19 protein-coding genes and 3 tRNA genes are annotated in these 13503 nt (G+C 63.5%); 21 read left to right on the top strand and 1 reads right to left on the bottom strand.

The features are described 5' to 3' along the window. Window positions 1-147: 147 nt before the first annotated feature. From BB28_RS19635 to BB28_RS19605, 7 genes are all read left to right on the top strand, one after another. A complete protein-coding gene (locus BB28_RS19635) occupies window positions 148-855 on the top strand; it encodes a glycosyltransferase family 2 protein (protein ID WP_046255995.1) in 708 nt (235 codons plus the stop codon). Continuing rightward, window positions 852-1793, top strand: a complete 942-nt coding sequence (locus BB28_RS19630; protein ID WP_046254719.1) for an acyl-CoA dehydrogenase family protein — start codon at window positions 852-854, stop codon at window positions 1791-1793. The genes BB28_RS19635 and BB28_RS19630 overlap by 4 nt, the downstream gene beginning before the upstream one ends. Continuing rightward, window positions 1790-2557: a PIG-L deacetylase family protein gene (locus BB28_RS19625; protein WP_046254718.1), complete on the top strand. Its 768-nt coding sequence runs from the start codon at window positions 1790-1792 to the stop codon at window positions 2555-2557. The genes BB28_RS19630 and BB28_RS19625 overlap by 4 nt, the downstream gene beginning before the upstream one ends. Continuing rightward, on the top strand, window positions 2554-3183 hold the full coding sequence (locus tag BB28_RS19620) for an SAM-dependent methyltransferase (protein ID WP_419894531.1): 630 nt from the start codon (window positions 2554-2556) through the stop codon (window positions 3181-3183). Before BB28_RS19625 ends, BB28_RS19620 begins: the two co-directional genes overlap by 4 nt. 121 nt (window positions 3184-3304) lie before the next feature. Then, window positions 3305-3862: a Dps family protein gene (locus BB28_RS19615; protein WP_046254716.1), complete on the top strand. Its 558-nt coding sequence runs from the start codon at window positions 3305-3307 to the stop codon at window positions 3860-3862. A 141-nt stretch (window positions 3863-4003) separates the two neighbouring features. Continuing rightward, window positions 4004-4237: a microaggregate-binding protein 1 gene (gene mbp1 / locus BB28_RS19610; protein WP_046254715.1), complete on the top strand. Its 234-nt coding sequence runs from the start codon at window positions 4004-4006 to the stop codon at window positions 4235-4237. 142 nt (window positions 4238-4379) lie between these two features. Continuing rightward, window positions 4380-4637, top strand: a complete 258-nt coding sequence (locus tag BB28_RS19605) for a DUF7218 family protein (protein ID WP_046255994.1) — start codon at window positions 4380-4382, stop codon at window positions 4635-4637. A gap of 14 nt (window positions 4638-4651) precedes the next feature. Here the strand turns inward: BB28_RS19605 and BB28_RS19600 are convergent, their stop codons facing one another. Next, the gene (locus BB28_RS19600; protein WP_046254714.1) at window positions 4652-5806 is read right to left on the bottom strand and encodes an NAD(P)/FAD-dependent oxidoreductase; all 1155 of its coding nucleotides are present in this window, start codon (window positions 5804-5806) and stop codon (window positions 4652-4654) included. 127 nt (window positions 5807-5933) lie between these two features. Here BB28_RS19600 and BB28_RS19595 point away from each other — a divergent pair. From BB28_RS19595 to BB28_RS19530, 14 genes are all read left to right on the top strand, one after another. Continuing rightward, window positions 5934-6006: transfer RNA gene (locus BB28_RS19595), tRNA-Thr, on the top strand. A gap of 38 nt (window positions 6007-6044) precedes the next feature. Beyond that, window positions 6045-6121, top strand: a tRNA-Met gene (locus BB28_RS19590). Window positions 6122-6160: 39 nt separating this feature from the next. Then, window positions 6161-6328: a 50S ribosomal protein L33 gene (rpmG, locus tag BB28_RS19585; RefSeq protein WP_030096611.1), complete on the top strand. Its 168-nt coding sequence runs from the start codon at window positions 6161-6163 to the stop codon at window positions 6326-6328. A gap of 86 nt (window positions 6329-6414) precedes the next feature. Beyond that, window positions 6415-6885 (top strand): (3R)-hydroxyacyl-ACP dehydratase subunit HadA, encoded by a 471-nt coding sequence (hadA, locus tag BB28_RS19580; protein WP_046254713.1) that lies wholly within the window; start codon window positions 6415-6417, stop codon window positions 6883-6885. After that, on the top strand, window positions 6885-7316 hold the full coding sequence (gene hadB / locus BB28_RS19575; protein ID WP_046254712.1) for a (3R)-hydroxyacyl-ACP dehydratase subunit HadB: 432 nt from the start codon (window positions 6885-6887) through the stop codon (window positions 7314-7316). Before hadA ends, hadB begins: the two co-directional genes overlap by 1 nt. A gap of 2 nt (window positions 7317-7318) precedes the next feature. Then, window positions 7319-7789, top strand: a complete 471-nt coding sequence (locus tag BB28_RS19570; protein ID WP_046254711.1) for an FAS1-like dehydratase domain-containing protein — start codon at window positions 7319-7321, stop codon at window positions 7787-7789. A 169-nt stretch (window positions 7790-7958) separates the two neighbouring features. Beyond that, window positions 7959-8031 (top strand) — tRNA-Trp (locus tag BB28_RS19565). Window positions 8032-8078: 47 nt separating this feature from the next. Continuing rightward, window positions 8079-8489 (top strand): preprotein translocase subunit SecE, encoded by a 411-nt coding sequence (gene secE / locus BB28_RS19560; protein WP_046254710.1) that lies wholly within the window; start codon window positions 8079-8081, stop codon window positions 8487-8489. 24 nt (window positions 8490-8513) lie between these two features. Then, entirely contained in the window at window positions 8514-9308 is a 795-nt protein-coding gene (gene nusG / locus BB28_RS19555; protein ID WP_046254709.1) for a transcription termination/antitermination protein NusG, read from the top strand. Between the two features lie 78 nt (window positions 9309-9386). Then, window positions 9387-9815 (top strand): 50S ribosomal protein L11, encoded by a 429-nt coding sequence (gene rplK / locus BB28_RS19550; RefSeq protein WP_030096617.1) that lies wholly within the window; start codon window positions 9387-9389, stop codon window positions 9813-9815. 144 nt (window positions 9816-9959) lie between these two features. Beyond that, window positions 9960-10670, top strand: coding sequence for a 50S ribosomal protein L1 (rplA, locus tag BB28_RS19545; RefSeq protein WP_030096618.1), 711 nt, complete (start codon window positions 9960-9962; stop codon window positions 10668-10670). A gap of 153 nt (window positions 10671-10823) precedes the next feature. Further along, entirely contained in the window at window positions 10824-11024 is a 201-nt protein-coding gene (locus BB28_RS19540) for a hypothetical protein (RefSeq protein ID WP_046254708.1), read from the top strand. Window positions 11025-11086: 62 nt separating this feature from the next. Then, entirely contained in the window at window positions 11087-11737 is a 651-nt protein-coding gene (locus BB28_RS19535; protein WP_030096619.1) for a response regulator transcription factor, read from the top strand. Between the two features lie 44 nt (window positions 11738-11781). Then, entirely contained in the window at window positions 11782-13485 is a 1704-nt protein-coding gene (locus BB28_RS19530; RefSeq protein ID WP_046254707.1) for a sensor histidine kinase, read from the top strand. Window positions 13486-13503 lie beyond the last annotated feature (18 nt).

The following is a 13503-nucleotide window of genomic DNA, read 5'->3' as shown; positions in this document are numbered from 1 at the left end:
GAGACGGTCGGAGGGGTGAGGCCCTGCCTGGTCTTGTCGATTCAGCCTACGAGGAGAAGTAATGTCCGTCATCGCATTTCAGGACCGGCTGTGTCGGTAACCGTGCCACTGGATCGTTCGGGGTTGGGCGAGCAGCCGCGCCGTGCTGTGGCATACGAGCGGGCGGTCGTGGTGGTGCCCGCGCACAATGAAGTCGACAATCTACCGAGCTGCCTGAGTGCCGTGGTGACGGCGGCGGCGTGCGTCCCGGTGCCGACCCTGACGGTGGTCGTTCTGGACGACTGCGATGACGAAAGCATACGTTTGGCGGGGAAGTACGGATCCGATGTGCATTTCATCGAGGTCCAGGCCCGTAATGTCGGGGCGGCCAGAGCGGCGGGCTTCTCGTATGCGCGGACGGTGTGCGCGGTAGCGGCTTCGGCGGAGCATCGGGTGTGGTATGCCACCACCGACGCCGACAGCCGGGTTGATGCCGATTGGCTGGTGCGCCAGACAGATTCGGGAGCGGACATGGTGCTCGGTGTTGTTCGCGTGGGGAACTGGCGGCAGACACCAGCAGGTGTGGTGCGCCGCTATCTGAATGCGTACCGCGCGAAGCGTAAGCCGGACGGCCATGGTCATGTGCACGGTGCGAACATGGGTTTTCGCGCCGACAACTATTGGAAAGAAGGCGGATTCGCAGCCATCGGCAGCGGAGAGGACGTCGACCTTGTCCGGCGATTCGAACTGAGGAACTACCGGATACACCGCGATGAGGCGCTATCGGTCGAGACGTCAGCCCGCCGCGTCGGAAGAGCCCCCGAGGGATTCGCGGCGTATCTGCGGTCCATCTCACGGCGCGAGGGTGCGGGATGACGGCCGATCTCGTGCGCCGGTGGCTGCACGCCGGTGAGTTAGCACTTCCGATGCCAGGAGCCGGACATACCGCCGCACGATGGTGGAAGCTTGCCGCGCTGACTCAACACGACGTGACCGCGGGACGGCTAGCCGAAGCGCACTGTGATGCCGTGGCGATCCTGTGTGAACTTGACGGCCCTGTTCCCGGCCCGACACAGCTGTGGGGCGTCTGGGCGGCTGAGGCGCCGAACACGATGGTCACCGCCGCGCAGCGGGACGGTGACTGCGTGCTGGATGGGACGAAGGCTTGGTGTTCGGGTGCGGGTTCGTGCACGCACGCTCTGATCACCGCCAGACGTGAGGACAACACGCGGGGACTCTATGCCGTTGACATGAGCCAGCCGGAAGCGACTGTGCTGCCGCAGATTTGGCAGAACGCGGGAATGCGGGAAAGCGACACGCGTTCAGTGCAATTAAGTGGCGCAATCGGGGTACCCGTTGGGAAGCCCGGGCAGTACCTGGATAGGCCGGGTTTCTGGCACGGCGCCATAGGTGTGGCGGCCTGCTGGCTCGGCGGGGCACGCGGTGTGGCCGCACCCCTCTACCGGGCGGTCGCCGAAGGGCATCGCGGGTCTTCCGGTGATCCCCACGCACAAGCTCACCTCGGTGCGGTGGATGCCGCGCTCGCTGCCGCCGAGGCCATTCTCATGACGGCCGCCGCCTATGTCGATGCCGAACCTCGCAGCGAACGCACCGAACTCATCGCACGCCGCGTCAGAGCTGTTGTGGAACATGCTGTGGACCAGGCGATCGTGCGTACCGGCCGCGCGTTGGGGCCCGGGCCCTTGGCGCTCGATGCCAGGCATGCCCAACACGTTGCCGATCTCACCATGTACATCCGGCAGAGCCATGCCGAGCGGGATCTCGCGGCCTTGGGCAGGGCGGTGGCCAGATGAGCGTCGCCAACGCCGGCAACTGTGCGCGGCTTGCCGAACGGCCGATATCGGCCGGCGGTACGTCCCTTGCGCAGTGGCTCGCGTGGCCGCGTGAATTCCCGATCCTGGATCTGGATGAGTGCCCGTTCCTGATCCTGGTCGCGCCGCATCCCGACGACGAGACATTGGGATTCGGCTGCACGGCATCCATGTTGCGCGCACGGGGAGTCGATGTCGTCGTCGTGTCGGTGAGCGATGGCGGCGGCGAGTATCCGGACCTGTCGCCCACCGAACGCCGTTGGCTGGAAAGGGATCGCCATGCCGAATTGCTCTGCGCTACGAATGTTCTTGGTCTCGACCCTCCGGTAAGACTCGGTTTGGCCGATGGTGCGATTTCCGAAAGGGAAGAGGAAATGAGCGGCCTCCTCGCCGAGATTCTCGATGCCGCGCCACCCGGGGCCTGGTGCGCTGCCACGTGGCGTGGCGATGGTCACCCGGACCACGAGGCCGTCGGGCGCGCGTCTGCCTCCGCCGCGCGCCGCACCGGTGCGCTACTACTGGAGTACCCGGTCTGGATGTGGCATTGGGCCGTACCGGGCGACAACGCGGTGCCATGGCACCGAATGTGCACGACACCTCGTGACCGCGCAGCATGTGGATTAAAACGGCAGGCTACCAACGTGTTCCAGACACAGCTGCGTCCTCGGCGGCCGGATACGGAGGCGATATTGCCGTCACACGTCGTGAATCGGCTCCTCACCCTTGGTGAGGCGGTGTTTCGCTGATGGGGCGGGTACCGGACAACTTCTTCAACGAGATGTACGCCATATCCGACGACCCGTGGCAGCTCGCACAGCGTTGGTATGAACAGAGGAAGTACGCGATCACCATGGCGATGCTGCCCCGGCTGCGCTATCGCCATGTCTTCGAACCCGGATGTTCCATGGGGGTACTCACCGAGCAGTTGGCGGCACGTTGCGAATGGGTCACCGCGATCGACTTAGTGGGTTCGGCGCTCGAATCCGCGCGTGCGCGTATCGCTCGGCGTGGCCTCTCGGATCGGGTGAGTTTTCATCGGCAGTCATTGGATTCACGCTGGCCTGCAGAAGATTTCGATCTAGTGGTGCTGTCAGAGGTTGCCTACTACCTCGACGCCGCCATGCTGCGTGACGTGCTGGACCGTGAGCTAGGGCAGATGCGGGAAGGAACGACGATCCTGGCCGCGCATTGGCGACATGCGGTGGCCGAATATCCGTTGACGGGCGATGAGGCGAATCGACTGATCGGTGCAACAGTCGGGCTGCACCATGCCGCCGGTTACCGTGACGACGATGTCGCCATCGATGTGTTCGTAATTGGACAGGTGCCGTCGGTCGCGGCGGCGACCGGGGTGCCGGGAGCGGGCTCGTAGTCGCCATCGATGCTGACGGGCCGGACCCGGTCCTCGACGAGAAAGATCGGTGCGGGGCTTGTTTGGTTCTGGCATCCGGTGGGTAGTCCTGTTCTGACGCCACATAGCGAAGGAGCTGATTATGACCACGTTCACTATCCCTGGGCTTTCCGATGCGCAGGGTAGGAAGATCGCCGATCTGCTGCAAACACAGCTCAGCACCTATAACGACTTGCATCTCACTCTGAAACATGTGCACTGGAATGTAGTGGGCCCCAACTTCATCGGGGTGCACGAGATGCTGGATCCGCAGGTCGAGCTGGTGCGTGGCTACGCCGATGAAGTCGCCGAACGTATCGCCGCGTTGGGCCGGTCCCCGCAAGGCACGCCCGGTGCCATTCTGAAAGACCGTACCTGGGACGACTATTCGGTGGGCCGCGACACGGTGCAGGCGCATTTGGCGGCACTGAACTTGGTATACGACGGTGTGATTGCGGACACCCGCACCGCGATCAAGACGCTCGATGATCTGGACCTCGTGTCGCAGGACATGCTGATTGGCCATGCCGGCGAACTCGAGAAGTTCCAGTGGTTCGTGCGTGCGCACCTGGAGAACTCCGGCGGTCAGCTGGCCGGTGGAGACGCGAGTACCGAGAAGAAGGCTGCGGCGCAGGCCAAGAAAAAGGCGCCGGTCAAGTGACGGGCGTGGACGGTACTGCCCGTATGTGTTGAAGGTTACTTCCCTTGCGGTTTAAGGGCACTGGATATGGGAAGCCCGCAAGTGGGGGTGGTGAGTACCGGCAGCCGCGTGTGTACGTGGTGACACGAGGAAAGGAAATGTATGTCTGACAAGAGTGGTCCCGAAGAAGGTATCGAGGGCGTCGTTGAGGGCGCAAAGGGCAAGTTCAAGGAAGTCGCCGGTGCGGTAACGGGCCGCGACGACCTCAAGCGTGAAGGCCAGGCGCAGCAGGACAAGGCTGATGCCCAGCGTGAGGCTGCGAAGAAGGAAGCGGAGGCCGAAGCGGCGCGTAAAGCCGCGGATGCCAATGAGGCACGCGAAGAAGCCCAGCGGTAGCCGATCGACTGCGGCCCGTCCCCAGTGCAGGGGACGGGCCGCTGTACGGCGTGCGCTCCCGGGTGCAGCCGGGAGCAGGTTTAGGACTTCCCGTGAGGGGGAATCGCCTACCGGACATGGTTCTACTACGGAGGTGAATGTTGTGCCGAACTCGTCGATCAAGAACGAGAAGATGTACAAGGAACTACGGAAACAGGGCGATTCCAAGGAGAAGTCGGCCAGGATCTCCAATGCGGCCGCTGCCCGTGGGAGCTCGGCGGTAGGGCGTAAGGGCGGTAAGTCGGGTTCCTACGATGACTGGACCGTGGCAGAGCTTCGCAAGCGCGCCAAGGAACTTGGATTGTCGGGCTATTCGCGGCTGGCCAAGAGCGAACTGATTGGCGAGCTGCGCAACCATTGAGCCGCGTGGTGAGATCAACGGGCGTCCGTTGGTGCGGGCCGACCCTCGGCGATGAGTTTTCTGCCGAGTTCGTAATCGTCGTCAGCGTTATAGGTAAGCACCCCGACCGTCGCGGCGTCGGCTTCATACCAAACCGTGAACCCCTCGGGGCTACTGATCATCCGGCTGTCTTCGTAGCCGCCGCCCCAGGCGTGGTACTTCACCGTGGCCTCGCCAATGGTGGTCCAGAACCCCGGTACCGCATCCCATGCGGCAGCATGGCCCGCAGCGCAGGCTCCCGCAACCGAGCCCTGGTCGATCGCGTCCTGCCAGTGCTCGACCGTCAGATATCGCTCGGCGATGGCGTGCCATGCACGGGCGACATCTCCGGCGGCGTAGACGCCGCTCGCGGACGTGCGCATATCGGAGCCAACGACGATTCGCGAATCTTCTACCCGTATACCGGCTTTAGCGGCGAGACTGCTTTGTGGTGTGACACCCGTGGCGGCCAGAGTGAGATCGCCATCGATGGTGACACCGCTGTTGAGCCTTACGCCCTCCCCGGTGATTTCTTCGACCTCCACCCCGCCGATGTAACGCACTCCTGTCGCGGTCACTAGGTCGCGCAGGCGCTCACCGGCCTCTCTGCCAAGCCGCGCCTCTTGTGGAAGGGATTCGGGGGCAACCAAAGTCACCGACACACCGCGTAGCGCCAGGGATGCCGCGGCTTCGCAGCCGATGAACCCGGCGCCGACAACGACCGCGGAGTCGGCGGTGTCCGCTGCGTCCCGCAGCACGGTGGCGTCGGTCAATGAGCGCAACAGCAGGGCGTGGTGCCCACCCGGTACCGACAAGGGGGAGGGTGCCGCGCCGGACGCAAGGATGAGGCTGCGGAAGTCATAGCGCTGCGCGCCCGCGTAGACGGCACGGTCATCGACGTCGATGCGGTCTATCGCGGTACTGCTGATGAGTTCGATCGCGCGCTCGTCGTACCACGATGGGGGATGCAGGACGACGTCATCTGTCTGTCTCCGCAGATACTGCTTGCTCAGCGGCGGGCGTTCATAGGGGGAGTCGGGGTCTGTGGTGAGTATCTGCACCGGTGCGCTCGCGTTGTGCTCGCGGAATGATTCCGCTGCCGCGACGCCTGCCGGACCACTGCCGGCGATGATCAGGCCTGGTTCACTCATGGCCCCCGGATACCCGCATTGGTGTCTCTCACACCGGTGATGCGCGACCGAAAGCAGACGGGTCCGTGCCCCGGTAGAGCCGTTTTGGTTCCGCCGACGTCAACGGGTACCCTCGTGAGGGCTTTATGCCCCCTTAGCTCAGTCGGTAGAGCGTTTCCATGGTAAGGAAAAGGTCAACGGTTCGATTCCGTTAGGGGGCTCGGTAGACGGCAGGCGGCAACGCCGGCTTTGTCTGCGGGGCGGTGTAGCTCAGCTGGTTAGAGCGCACGACTCATAATCGTGAGGTCGGGAGATCGAGCCTCCCCACCGCTACCACCCGAACATAGAGACAACGAACGAAAGAGGGCAACTGCAGTGGCCTCCAGCACAGACGTCCGGCCCAAGGTCACCTTGGCATGTGAGACGTGCAAGCACCGTAACTACATCACCAAGAAGAACCGGCGTAACGACCCTGACCGGCTGGAACTGAAGAAGTTCTGCCCGAACTGCGGATCGCACCAGCCTCACAAAGAGTCGCGCTAGCCGGTGGTTTTCGTGTCGCTGAAACGCGACACGAATAGGCAAGCCTTACTTGGTATCGATCAACATCAGTAGGTAGGTTCCGCCACGTGGCTTTATCGCAAGATCTTGTCGGAACTCACTACCGATACCCCGACCACTATGTGGTCGAGCGGGAGAAGATTCGCGAGCACGCCGACGCGGTGAAGAGCGGTCACCCCGCTCATCACGAAGAGTCCGTCGCCGCGGCTCTTGGCTACGGCTCGTTGGTCGCTACGCCGACTTTCCTCTGCATCTTCGGATACACCGCTCAGGCGGCCTTCTTCGAGCATGCGAACATCGGGATCAAGGACGAGAAGATCGTCCAGGTCGATCAGGAACTCAGAATCCTGCGCCCGATCACGGCCGGAGACAAGCTGTTTTGCGATGTGTACCTCGACTCGATCCGGCGCTCGTTCGGTGCCGACATCATCGTCACCAAGAGCCTCATCACCAATGACAAGGGTGAGCTGGTGCAGGAGCTGATCACGACTCTTGCCGGGCGCACTGCAGAAGACGGAGAAGAAGGCGGGTTCAACTGATGGCATTGCGTGAATTCAGTTCGGTCAACGTGGGAGATCAGCTGCCGGAGAAGATGATTCCGCTGACCCGGCAGGATCTTGTGAATTACGCCGGCGTTTCCGGCGACCTCAACCCCATCCACTGGGACGACGAGACCGCCAAGCTGGTGGGACTCGAGGACGGCGCCATCGCCCACGGCATGCTGACCATGGGCCTGGGTGGCGGTTACGTCACCGAGTGGATCGGCGACCCGGCGGCGGTGACCGAATACAACGTGCGTTTCACCAGCTTCGTCACCGTCCCCAATGACGGTGTGGGCGCGGAGATCGTCTTCAACGGTCGCGTGAAGTCGGTCGACGAGGACACCAAGTCGGTCACCATCGCGCTGACCGCCACCACCAACGGCAAGAAGATCTTCGGACGCGCTATCGCGACTGCGACGCTGGCGTAGTCATGGCGCTCCAACTCGATATCGTCGGAATGACGCATAAGTACTCCAGGACCTACGTGGTGGGACGGGAGAAAATCCGCGAGTTCGCACAGTCGGTCAAGGCTGTGGATCCGGCCAGCCTCGACCCGAACGCGGCGGCCGAACTCGGACACGGCGGTCTCATCGCGCCCCTGGCCTTCCCGGCAGTGATGGCGCTGCTGGTGCAGAAGGAGTTCTTCCGCACCTATGACGTCGGCATGGACACCATGCAGATCGTGCATTCCGAGCAGAAGTTCGTGTACCACAAGCCCATCACCGAGGGTGATGAGTTGTCGTGCGACTTCCAGGTCGACTCCCACAAGGAGGCCTTCGGCGTGGACATCGTGACCACCCGCAACATCGTGCGCGATCAGAATGGCGAGCTGGTCATGGAGGCCTTCACCACCCTGATGGGCCGTGACTCGGACCGGATGGCCGATATCAAGCTCCTCTGAGAAAGGTCCCCACCCGTCTGCGAGCAGATCGGTGGGCAATTTCAGTCTGAGGATGGCCTCGGGGTACACTCAAGATTCGGGGTTTTCCCACCACAACGCGCCTGTCGGGTACTCGGGAGGCGCGTGTGTTGTGTGAGGGCCCCGGCCACCAGGTTGGCGTGCCAGCCATAGGGGTGTAGCTCAACTGGCAGAGCAGCGGTCTCCAAAACCGCAGGTTGCAGGTTCAAGTCCTGTCACCCCTGCAACACCCTGGAGTAAGCACTAGGGAAACAGAGAGGTACGGAAGGGCATGAGCGACGAGCTAGACGAGTCCGGAGTCGACAGCGACCGGGCCGTCACCTCGACCAAGCCGCTGCGCCCGACGGGTAAGCGGACCCGCCGTGCTGACGTCTCGACCGCGGCTACGGAGCTCACCGAATCCGGTGGCTCCGAGACCGGTGAGGTCAAGAAGAAGGCTGCGAAGAACAGTCGGAAACCGGCCGCCAAGAAGGACAAGACGGGACCTTCGCGCAATCCGCTCGTCCAGCTTTGGGTGTTCCTCAAGCAGGTTGTGGCCGAGCTGCGCAAGGTCATCTGGCCGAACCGCAAGCAGATGGTCAGCTACACCTCGGTGGTGCTGGTCTTCCTGGTGTTCATGGTCACCCTGATCGGTGTGATCGACCTGGGCCTGGCCCGGCTGGTCATGCTGGTGTTCGGGTAGTAGAGAGACGAGAGAGGACAAACGGTGACGACCTTCGATGGCGACGCTGCGAGCGAGCCAGAAGACACCGCTGATACCGCCGTATCGGTCGACGTGGTCGACGAGAGCACCGAGGCCGAGGAATCGGCCCAGGAGCCAACCGAGTCGTCTTCGGATGCGCCGGTTGCCGAGGCAGTGGCCGATGAGGACGCCGACCCGGCCGTCACGTTGAAGGCTCAGCTGCGCCGCGAGCCGGGCGAGTGGTACGTCGTTCACTCGTACGCCGGATACGAGAACAAGGTCAAGGCGAACCTGCAGACCCGTGTGCAGAACCTGGACGTCGGCGACTACATCTTCCAGATCGAGGTGCCCACCGAAGAGGTCACCGAGATCAAGAACGGCCAGCGCAAGCAGGTCAACCGCAAGGTGCTGCCCGGCTACATCCTGGTCCGGATGGAACTGAACGACGAATCTTGGGGTGCTGTCCGCAACACCCCCGGTGTCACCGGGTTTGTCGGTGCCACCTCGCGTCCGTCGCCGCTGGCCCTCGACGACGTGGTGAAGTTCCTGCTGCCGCAGACTCCCGCCAAGAAGCCTGCCAAGGGCTCGGCGACCGAGACCGCAGCCGCTGCCGCCGAGACCGGTGGCCTGGAGCGTCCGGTCATCGAGGTCGACTTCGAGGTCGGCGAGTCGGTCACCGTCACCGATGGTCCGTTCGCGACGCTGCCCGCCAGCATCAGCGAGGTCAACGCCGAACAGCAGCGCCTCAAGGTGCTGGTGTCCATCTTCGGCCGCGAGACCCCGGTCGAGCTCAACTTCACCCAGGTGGAGAAGCTCTAAAAAGACTTCGGACCGCATGCCGGTTCGCAGAGCCCGTACGAAAACGTGCGGGTACGGAAGGAAAGTAGGAAGACCCCAATGGCCCCGAAGAAAAAGGTCGTCGGGCTGATCAAGCTGCAGATCAAGGCCGGCGAAGCCAACCCCGCGCCTCCGGTCGGTCCCGCGCTCGGTCAGCACGGCGTCAACATCATGGAGTTCTGCAAGGCGTACAACGCCGCGACGGATTCGCAGCGCGGAAACGTCATCCCCGTGGAGATCAGTGTCTACGAGGACCGCAGCTTCACCTTCGCACTCAAGACCCCTCCCGCCGCCAAGCTGCTGTTGAAGGCTGCCGGTGTGCCCAAGGGTTCCGGTGAGCCGCACAAGACCAAGGTCGCCAAGGTGACGTGGGATCAGGTGCGCGAGATCGCCGAGACGAAGAAGGAAGACCTCAACGCCAACGACATCGACGCCGCCGCCAAGATCATTGCCGGCACCGCGCGCTCGATGGGCATCACCGTCGAATAGCACCGAATAACCACCCGCCGAATGTCGACCTTTCGCGAAGAAGTACGAGTAATCAGCGCAGAAAGTCGACAGTCGACACCAGAAGTCCAGTGGTAAGGCCCGCTTCGGCCTGCACGACCACGACCAACAATTGATTGGATACCAATGAGCAAGAACAGCAAGGCATATCGCGAGGCCGCCGAGAAGGTGGACCGCGAGAAGCTGTACAGCCCTCTGGAAGCCGCAAAGCTGGCCAAGGAGACCTCGTCCAAGAAGTACGACGCCACTGTTGAGGTCGCGATGCGCCTCGGTGTCGACCCCCGCAAGGCTGACCAGATGGTCCGCGGCACCGTGAACCTTCCGCACGGTACCGGTAAGACCGCTCGCGTCATCGTCTTCGCGGTGGGCGACAAGGCCGAAGCGGCTGCCGCCGCCGGCGCCGACGTTGTCGGTAGCGACGACCTGATCGAGCGGATTCAGGGCGGCTGGGTGGATTTCGACGCCGCCATCGCCACCCCGGACCAGATGGCCAAGGTCGGCCGCATCGCTCGTGTCCTGGGCCCGCGCGGTTTGATGCCGAACCCCAAGACCGGCACCGTGACCCCGGACGTGGCCAAGGCCGTCACCGACATCAAGGGCGGAAAGATCAACTTCCGCGTCGACAAGCACTCCAACCTTCACCTGATCATCGGCAAGGCCTCGTTCGATGCCGAGAAGCTGGCGGAGAACTACGGTGCCGTGCTGGATGAGATCCTGCGTGCCAAGCCGTCGTCGGCCAAGGGCCGCTACCTGAAGAAGGTTGTGGTCACCACCACGACGGGCCCCGGCATCCAGGTCGATCCGAGCGTGACCCGGAACTTCCTCGAGGTCCAGTAGCCTCCAACGCGCATTAGCTGCACAAAACCCCCGTTTCCCCTTCATGCCGAGGGAGGAAATGGGGGTTTTGTCGTGAGTAGGGACCAAAGACCGTAGCGGCCCAGATCCTTCCCGTCCTACCGTGAAACAACGGGTACGACGGGAAGGAATGCCATGTCGGTGCGCTCTATCCCATTTCAGGACAGCGTGAGCGTCGGAACGCTGGTTCAGGCGGCAGCACTGTTCAGCAGCAAGCTGCCCACGTCCTCGGGTTCACGGCGCGCCCCGGGTACGGTGTCGGCCCGTCATCTGCTGGACGCGATATCGCACAGCGACAAGAACATCGGCGATATCTACGTGGGTGGACTGCGATGATGCCGCTGCTGGATTCCGTCGCCGGTGCCACACTGGGTGCAGCGGGTGGAAGGGAAACGGACATGATCACGGTGTTCCTGGTCGACGACCATGAGGTGGTGCGCCGCGGTCTGGCTGACCTGCTCGAAGAGGAAGAGGACTTCTCGGTAATCGGGCAGGCGTCCTCGGTGGCCGAGGCGATGGCGCGCATCCCGGCACTTCAACCAGACATCGCGGTGCTGGACATTCGTCTTCCCGATGGTAACGGGGTCGAGCTGTGTCGCGAGTTGCGTTCCAAGCTACCGAATCTCAACTGTTTGATGCTCACCTCATTCACCGACGAACACGCCATGCTCGACGCGATCATGGCGGGTGCCGGCGGCTACGTCATCAAGGACATCAAGGGGATGGAGCTGATCTCCGCGGTCCGCACCGTAGGTGCGGGGCGCTCGCTGCTGGACAACCGGGCCGCCGCCGCGTTGATGAACAAGCTGCGGGCGGCGGCGGACAACCCGTCGCCGTTGGCCGGGCTCACCGCGCAGGAGCGCACGTTGTTGGAACTGATCGGGGAGGGGCTCACTAACCGTCAGATCGCGGAACGAATGTTCTTGGCGGAGAAGACGGTCAAGAATTACGTCTCACGTCTGCTCACCAAACTGGACCTTGAACGCCGCACGCAGGTTGCCGTGCTGGCCACCAAGCTCGCACGTGACAACCAGGGCCTGCACGGCTGACGGGTTCGTGTTCACCGGGGAGCAAGGTGTGCGAGAGTTGAACTGTGGTCGAGGATGTTGGTGCGCAACCCAATCGGGTGACGGCCGAGCTTGCCCATTTGCAACTGCGTGAATTGCTCGCTGAAGTGCAGGGGCGAATCGAGCAGATAGTCGATGGCACGCGAGGCCGCATGGATGCCCTCCTCGACGCCGTCATGGCCGTCAGCTCGGGGCTGGAGCTGGACGCGACTCTGCGGGAAATTGTCTGCGCGGCATCGGAGCTCGTCAGTGCCCGGTACGGAGCACTCGGCGTGGTGGGATCGGACGAGAAGCTTGCCGAGTTCGTCTACGAGGGCATCGATGAGGCCACCCGCGAGCTGATCGGACCGCTGCCTACCGGTCACGGTGTGCTCGGCGTGGTGATCGACGAGGCCAAGCCGCTGCGCCTGCGGGATATCGCGGCACACCCGGCCTCTGTCGGTTTCCCGGCGAACCACCCGCCCATGCGGACCTTTCTGGGTGTGCCCGTGCAGGTGCGCGGTGAGATATTCGGTCGGCTCTACCTCACCGAAAAGCTCGACGGGCAGGAGTTCACCGAGGACGACGAGGTGGTGGTGCGCGCGCTCGCCGGAGCGGCGGGGATCGCGATCGAGAACGCCCGCCTCTATCAGCACGCGCGCCGCCGTGAGCAATGGCAGCGTGCCACCGCCCACATCACCGCCGAACTGCTCGGCGGTGCGGAACCGGGCAAGGCGCTGCACCTGGTGGCCGCCAATGCCGCTCTGCTCGCCGAGGCAGACTTCGCGTTCATCGCACTCCCAGTCGGCGCGAGCGACGACGTCGTCGAGCTGGTGGTGTCGGTGTGCATCGGCGAGGGTGCAGAGGTGCTGTGCGAGAAGGTTATCCCTATCGACGGTTCCACCTCGGGGAGCACCTTTGTCGATCACGAGCCACGGAATGTAGGCCGGCTCGCGGTTGACCTTGCTGAGGGCACCGACCTGGCATTCGGGCCGGCGCTGGTCCTCCCACTCGGTGGCGGGGAGTCGACGGCGGGTGTGTTGATTCTGCTGCGCACCGTCAGCTCGGTGGCCTTTGACGAGGAGCAGCTCGACATGGCGGCCTCCTTCGCGGGGCAGGCCGCGCTGGCGCTGGAACAGGCCGAGGTCCGCCTGGCCAAACACGAACTCGACGTGCTGGCCGACCGCGATCGTATTGCCCGTGACCTGCACGACCACGTCATTCAGCGATTGTTCGCGGTCGGTCTCGCGATGCAGAGCACGCATCGCCGATCTGCGGATCCGGCGGTGGCGGCTCGTCTGGCCGACCATATCGACCAGCTGCACGAGGTGATTCAGGAGATCCGGACCGCGATCTTCGATCTGCACACCAATGACGAATCCTTGCGTGCCACATTGCGTTCCACCATCAACGAGCTCACGGCCGATTCCGGCCTGCGGGTATCGGTGCGCATGAGTGGGCCCCTGGACGTCGTGCCCGCGAGTACCTCGGGAGATGCCGAGGCGGTGGTGCGTGAGGCGGTGAGCAATGTGGTCCGGCATGCGCGCGCTAAGGAGTTGTCGGTGACGGTTTCGGTGGACGATGAGTTGGTTGTGCAGGTGGTGGATGACGGCATCGGGATCCCGGAGGTGGTTGCCCGCAGCGGCCTGAGCGGGCTTGCCAATCGGGCCGCGGAATCGGGTGGCACGTTCAGCGTCTTGGCGATGGACACCGGCGGTACTCGGTTGGTGTGGTCGGCGCCGCTGCCGTAGCGGTAGCCTTTCCCAGTG

Origin of the sequence: Mycobacteroides chelonae CCUG 47445, from assembly GCF_001632805.1 — a bacterium.
Taxonomy (GTDB): domain Bacteria; phylum Actinomycetota; class Actinomycetes; order Mycobacteriales; family Mycobacteriaceae; genus Mycobacterium; species Mycobacterium chelonae.
Note: the sequence above shows the minus strand (reverse complement) of the source record. Positions and strands in the feature narration are given on the sequence as shown.

Bases quoted from the DNA above. Each gene is read 5' to 3' on its own strand.
- BB28_RS19630 (WP_046254719.1), top strand. From the start codon at position 852: ATGACGGCCGATCTCGTGCGCCGGTGGCTGCACGCCGGTGAGTTAGCA.
- BB28_RS19625 (WP_046254718.1), top strand. From the start codon at position 1,790: ATGAGCGTCGCCAACGCCGGCAACTGTGCGCGGCTTGCCGAACGGCCG.
- BB28_RS19615 (WP_046254716.1), top strand. From the start codon at position 3,305: ATGACCACGTTCACTATCCCTGGGCTTTCCGATGCGCAGGGTAGGAAG.
- mbp1 (WP_046254715.1), top strand. From the start codon at position 4,004: ATGTCTGACAAGAGTGGTCCCGAAGAAGGTATCGAGGGCGTCGTTGAG.
- BB28_RS19600 (WP_046254714.1), bottom strand. From the start codon at position 5,806: ATGAGTGAACCAGGCCTGATCATCGCCGGCAGTGGTCCGGCAGGCGTC.
- hadB (WP_046254712.1), top strand. From the start codon at position 6,885: ATGGCATTGCGTGAATTCAGTTCGGTCAACGTGGGAGATCAGCTGCCG.
- BB28_RS19570 (WP_046254711.1), top strand. From the start codon at position 7,319: ATGGCGCTCCAACTCGATATCGTCGGAATGACGCATAAGTACTCCAGG.
- secE (WP_046254710.1), top strand. From the start codon at position 8,079: ATGAGCGACGAGCTAGACGAGTCCGGAGTCGACAGCGACCGGGCCGTC.
- rplK (WP_030096617.1), top strand. From the start codon at position 9,387: ATGGCCCCGAAGAAAAAGGTCGTCGGGCTGATCAAGCTGCAGATCAAG.
- rplA (WP_030096618.1), top strand. From the start codon at position 9,960: ATGAGCAAGAACAGCAAGGCATATCGCGAGGCCGCCGAGAAGGTGGAC.
- BB28_RS19540 (WP_046254708.1), top strand. From the start codon at position 10,824: ATGTCGGTGCGCTCTATCCCATTTCAGGACAGCGTGAGCGTCGGAACG.
- BB28_RS19535 (WP_030096619.1), top strand. From the start codon at position 11,087: ATGATCACGGTGTTCCTGGTCGACGACCATGAGGTGGTGCGCCGCGGT.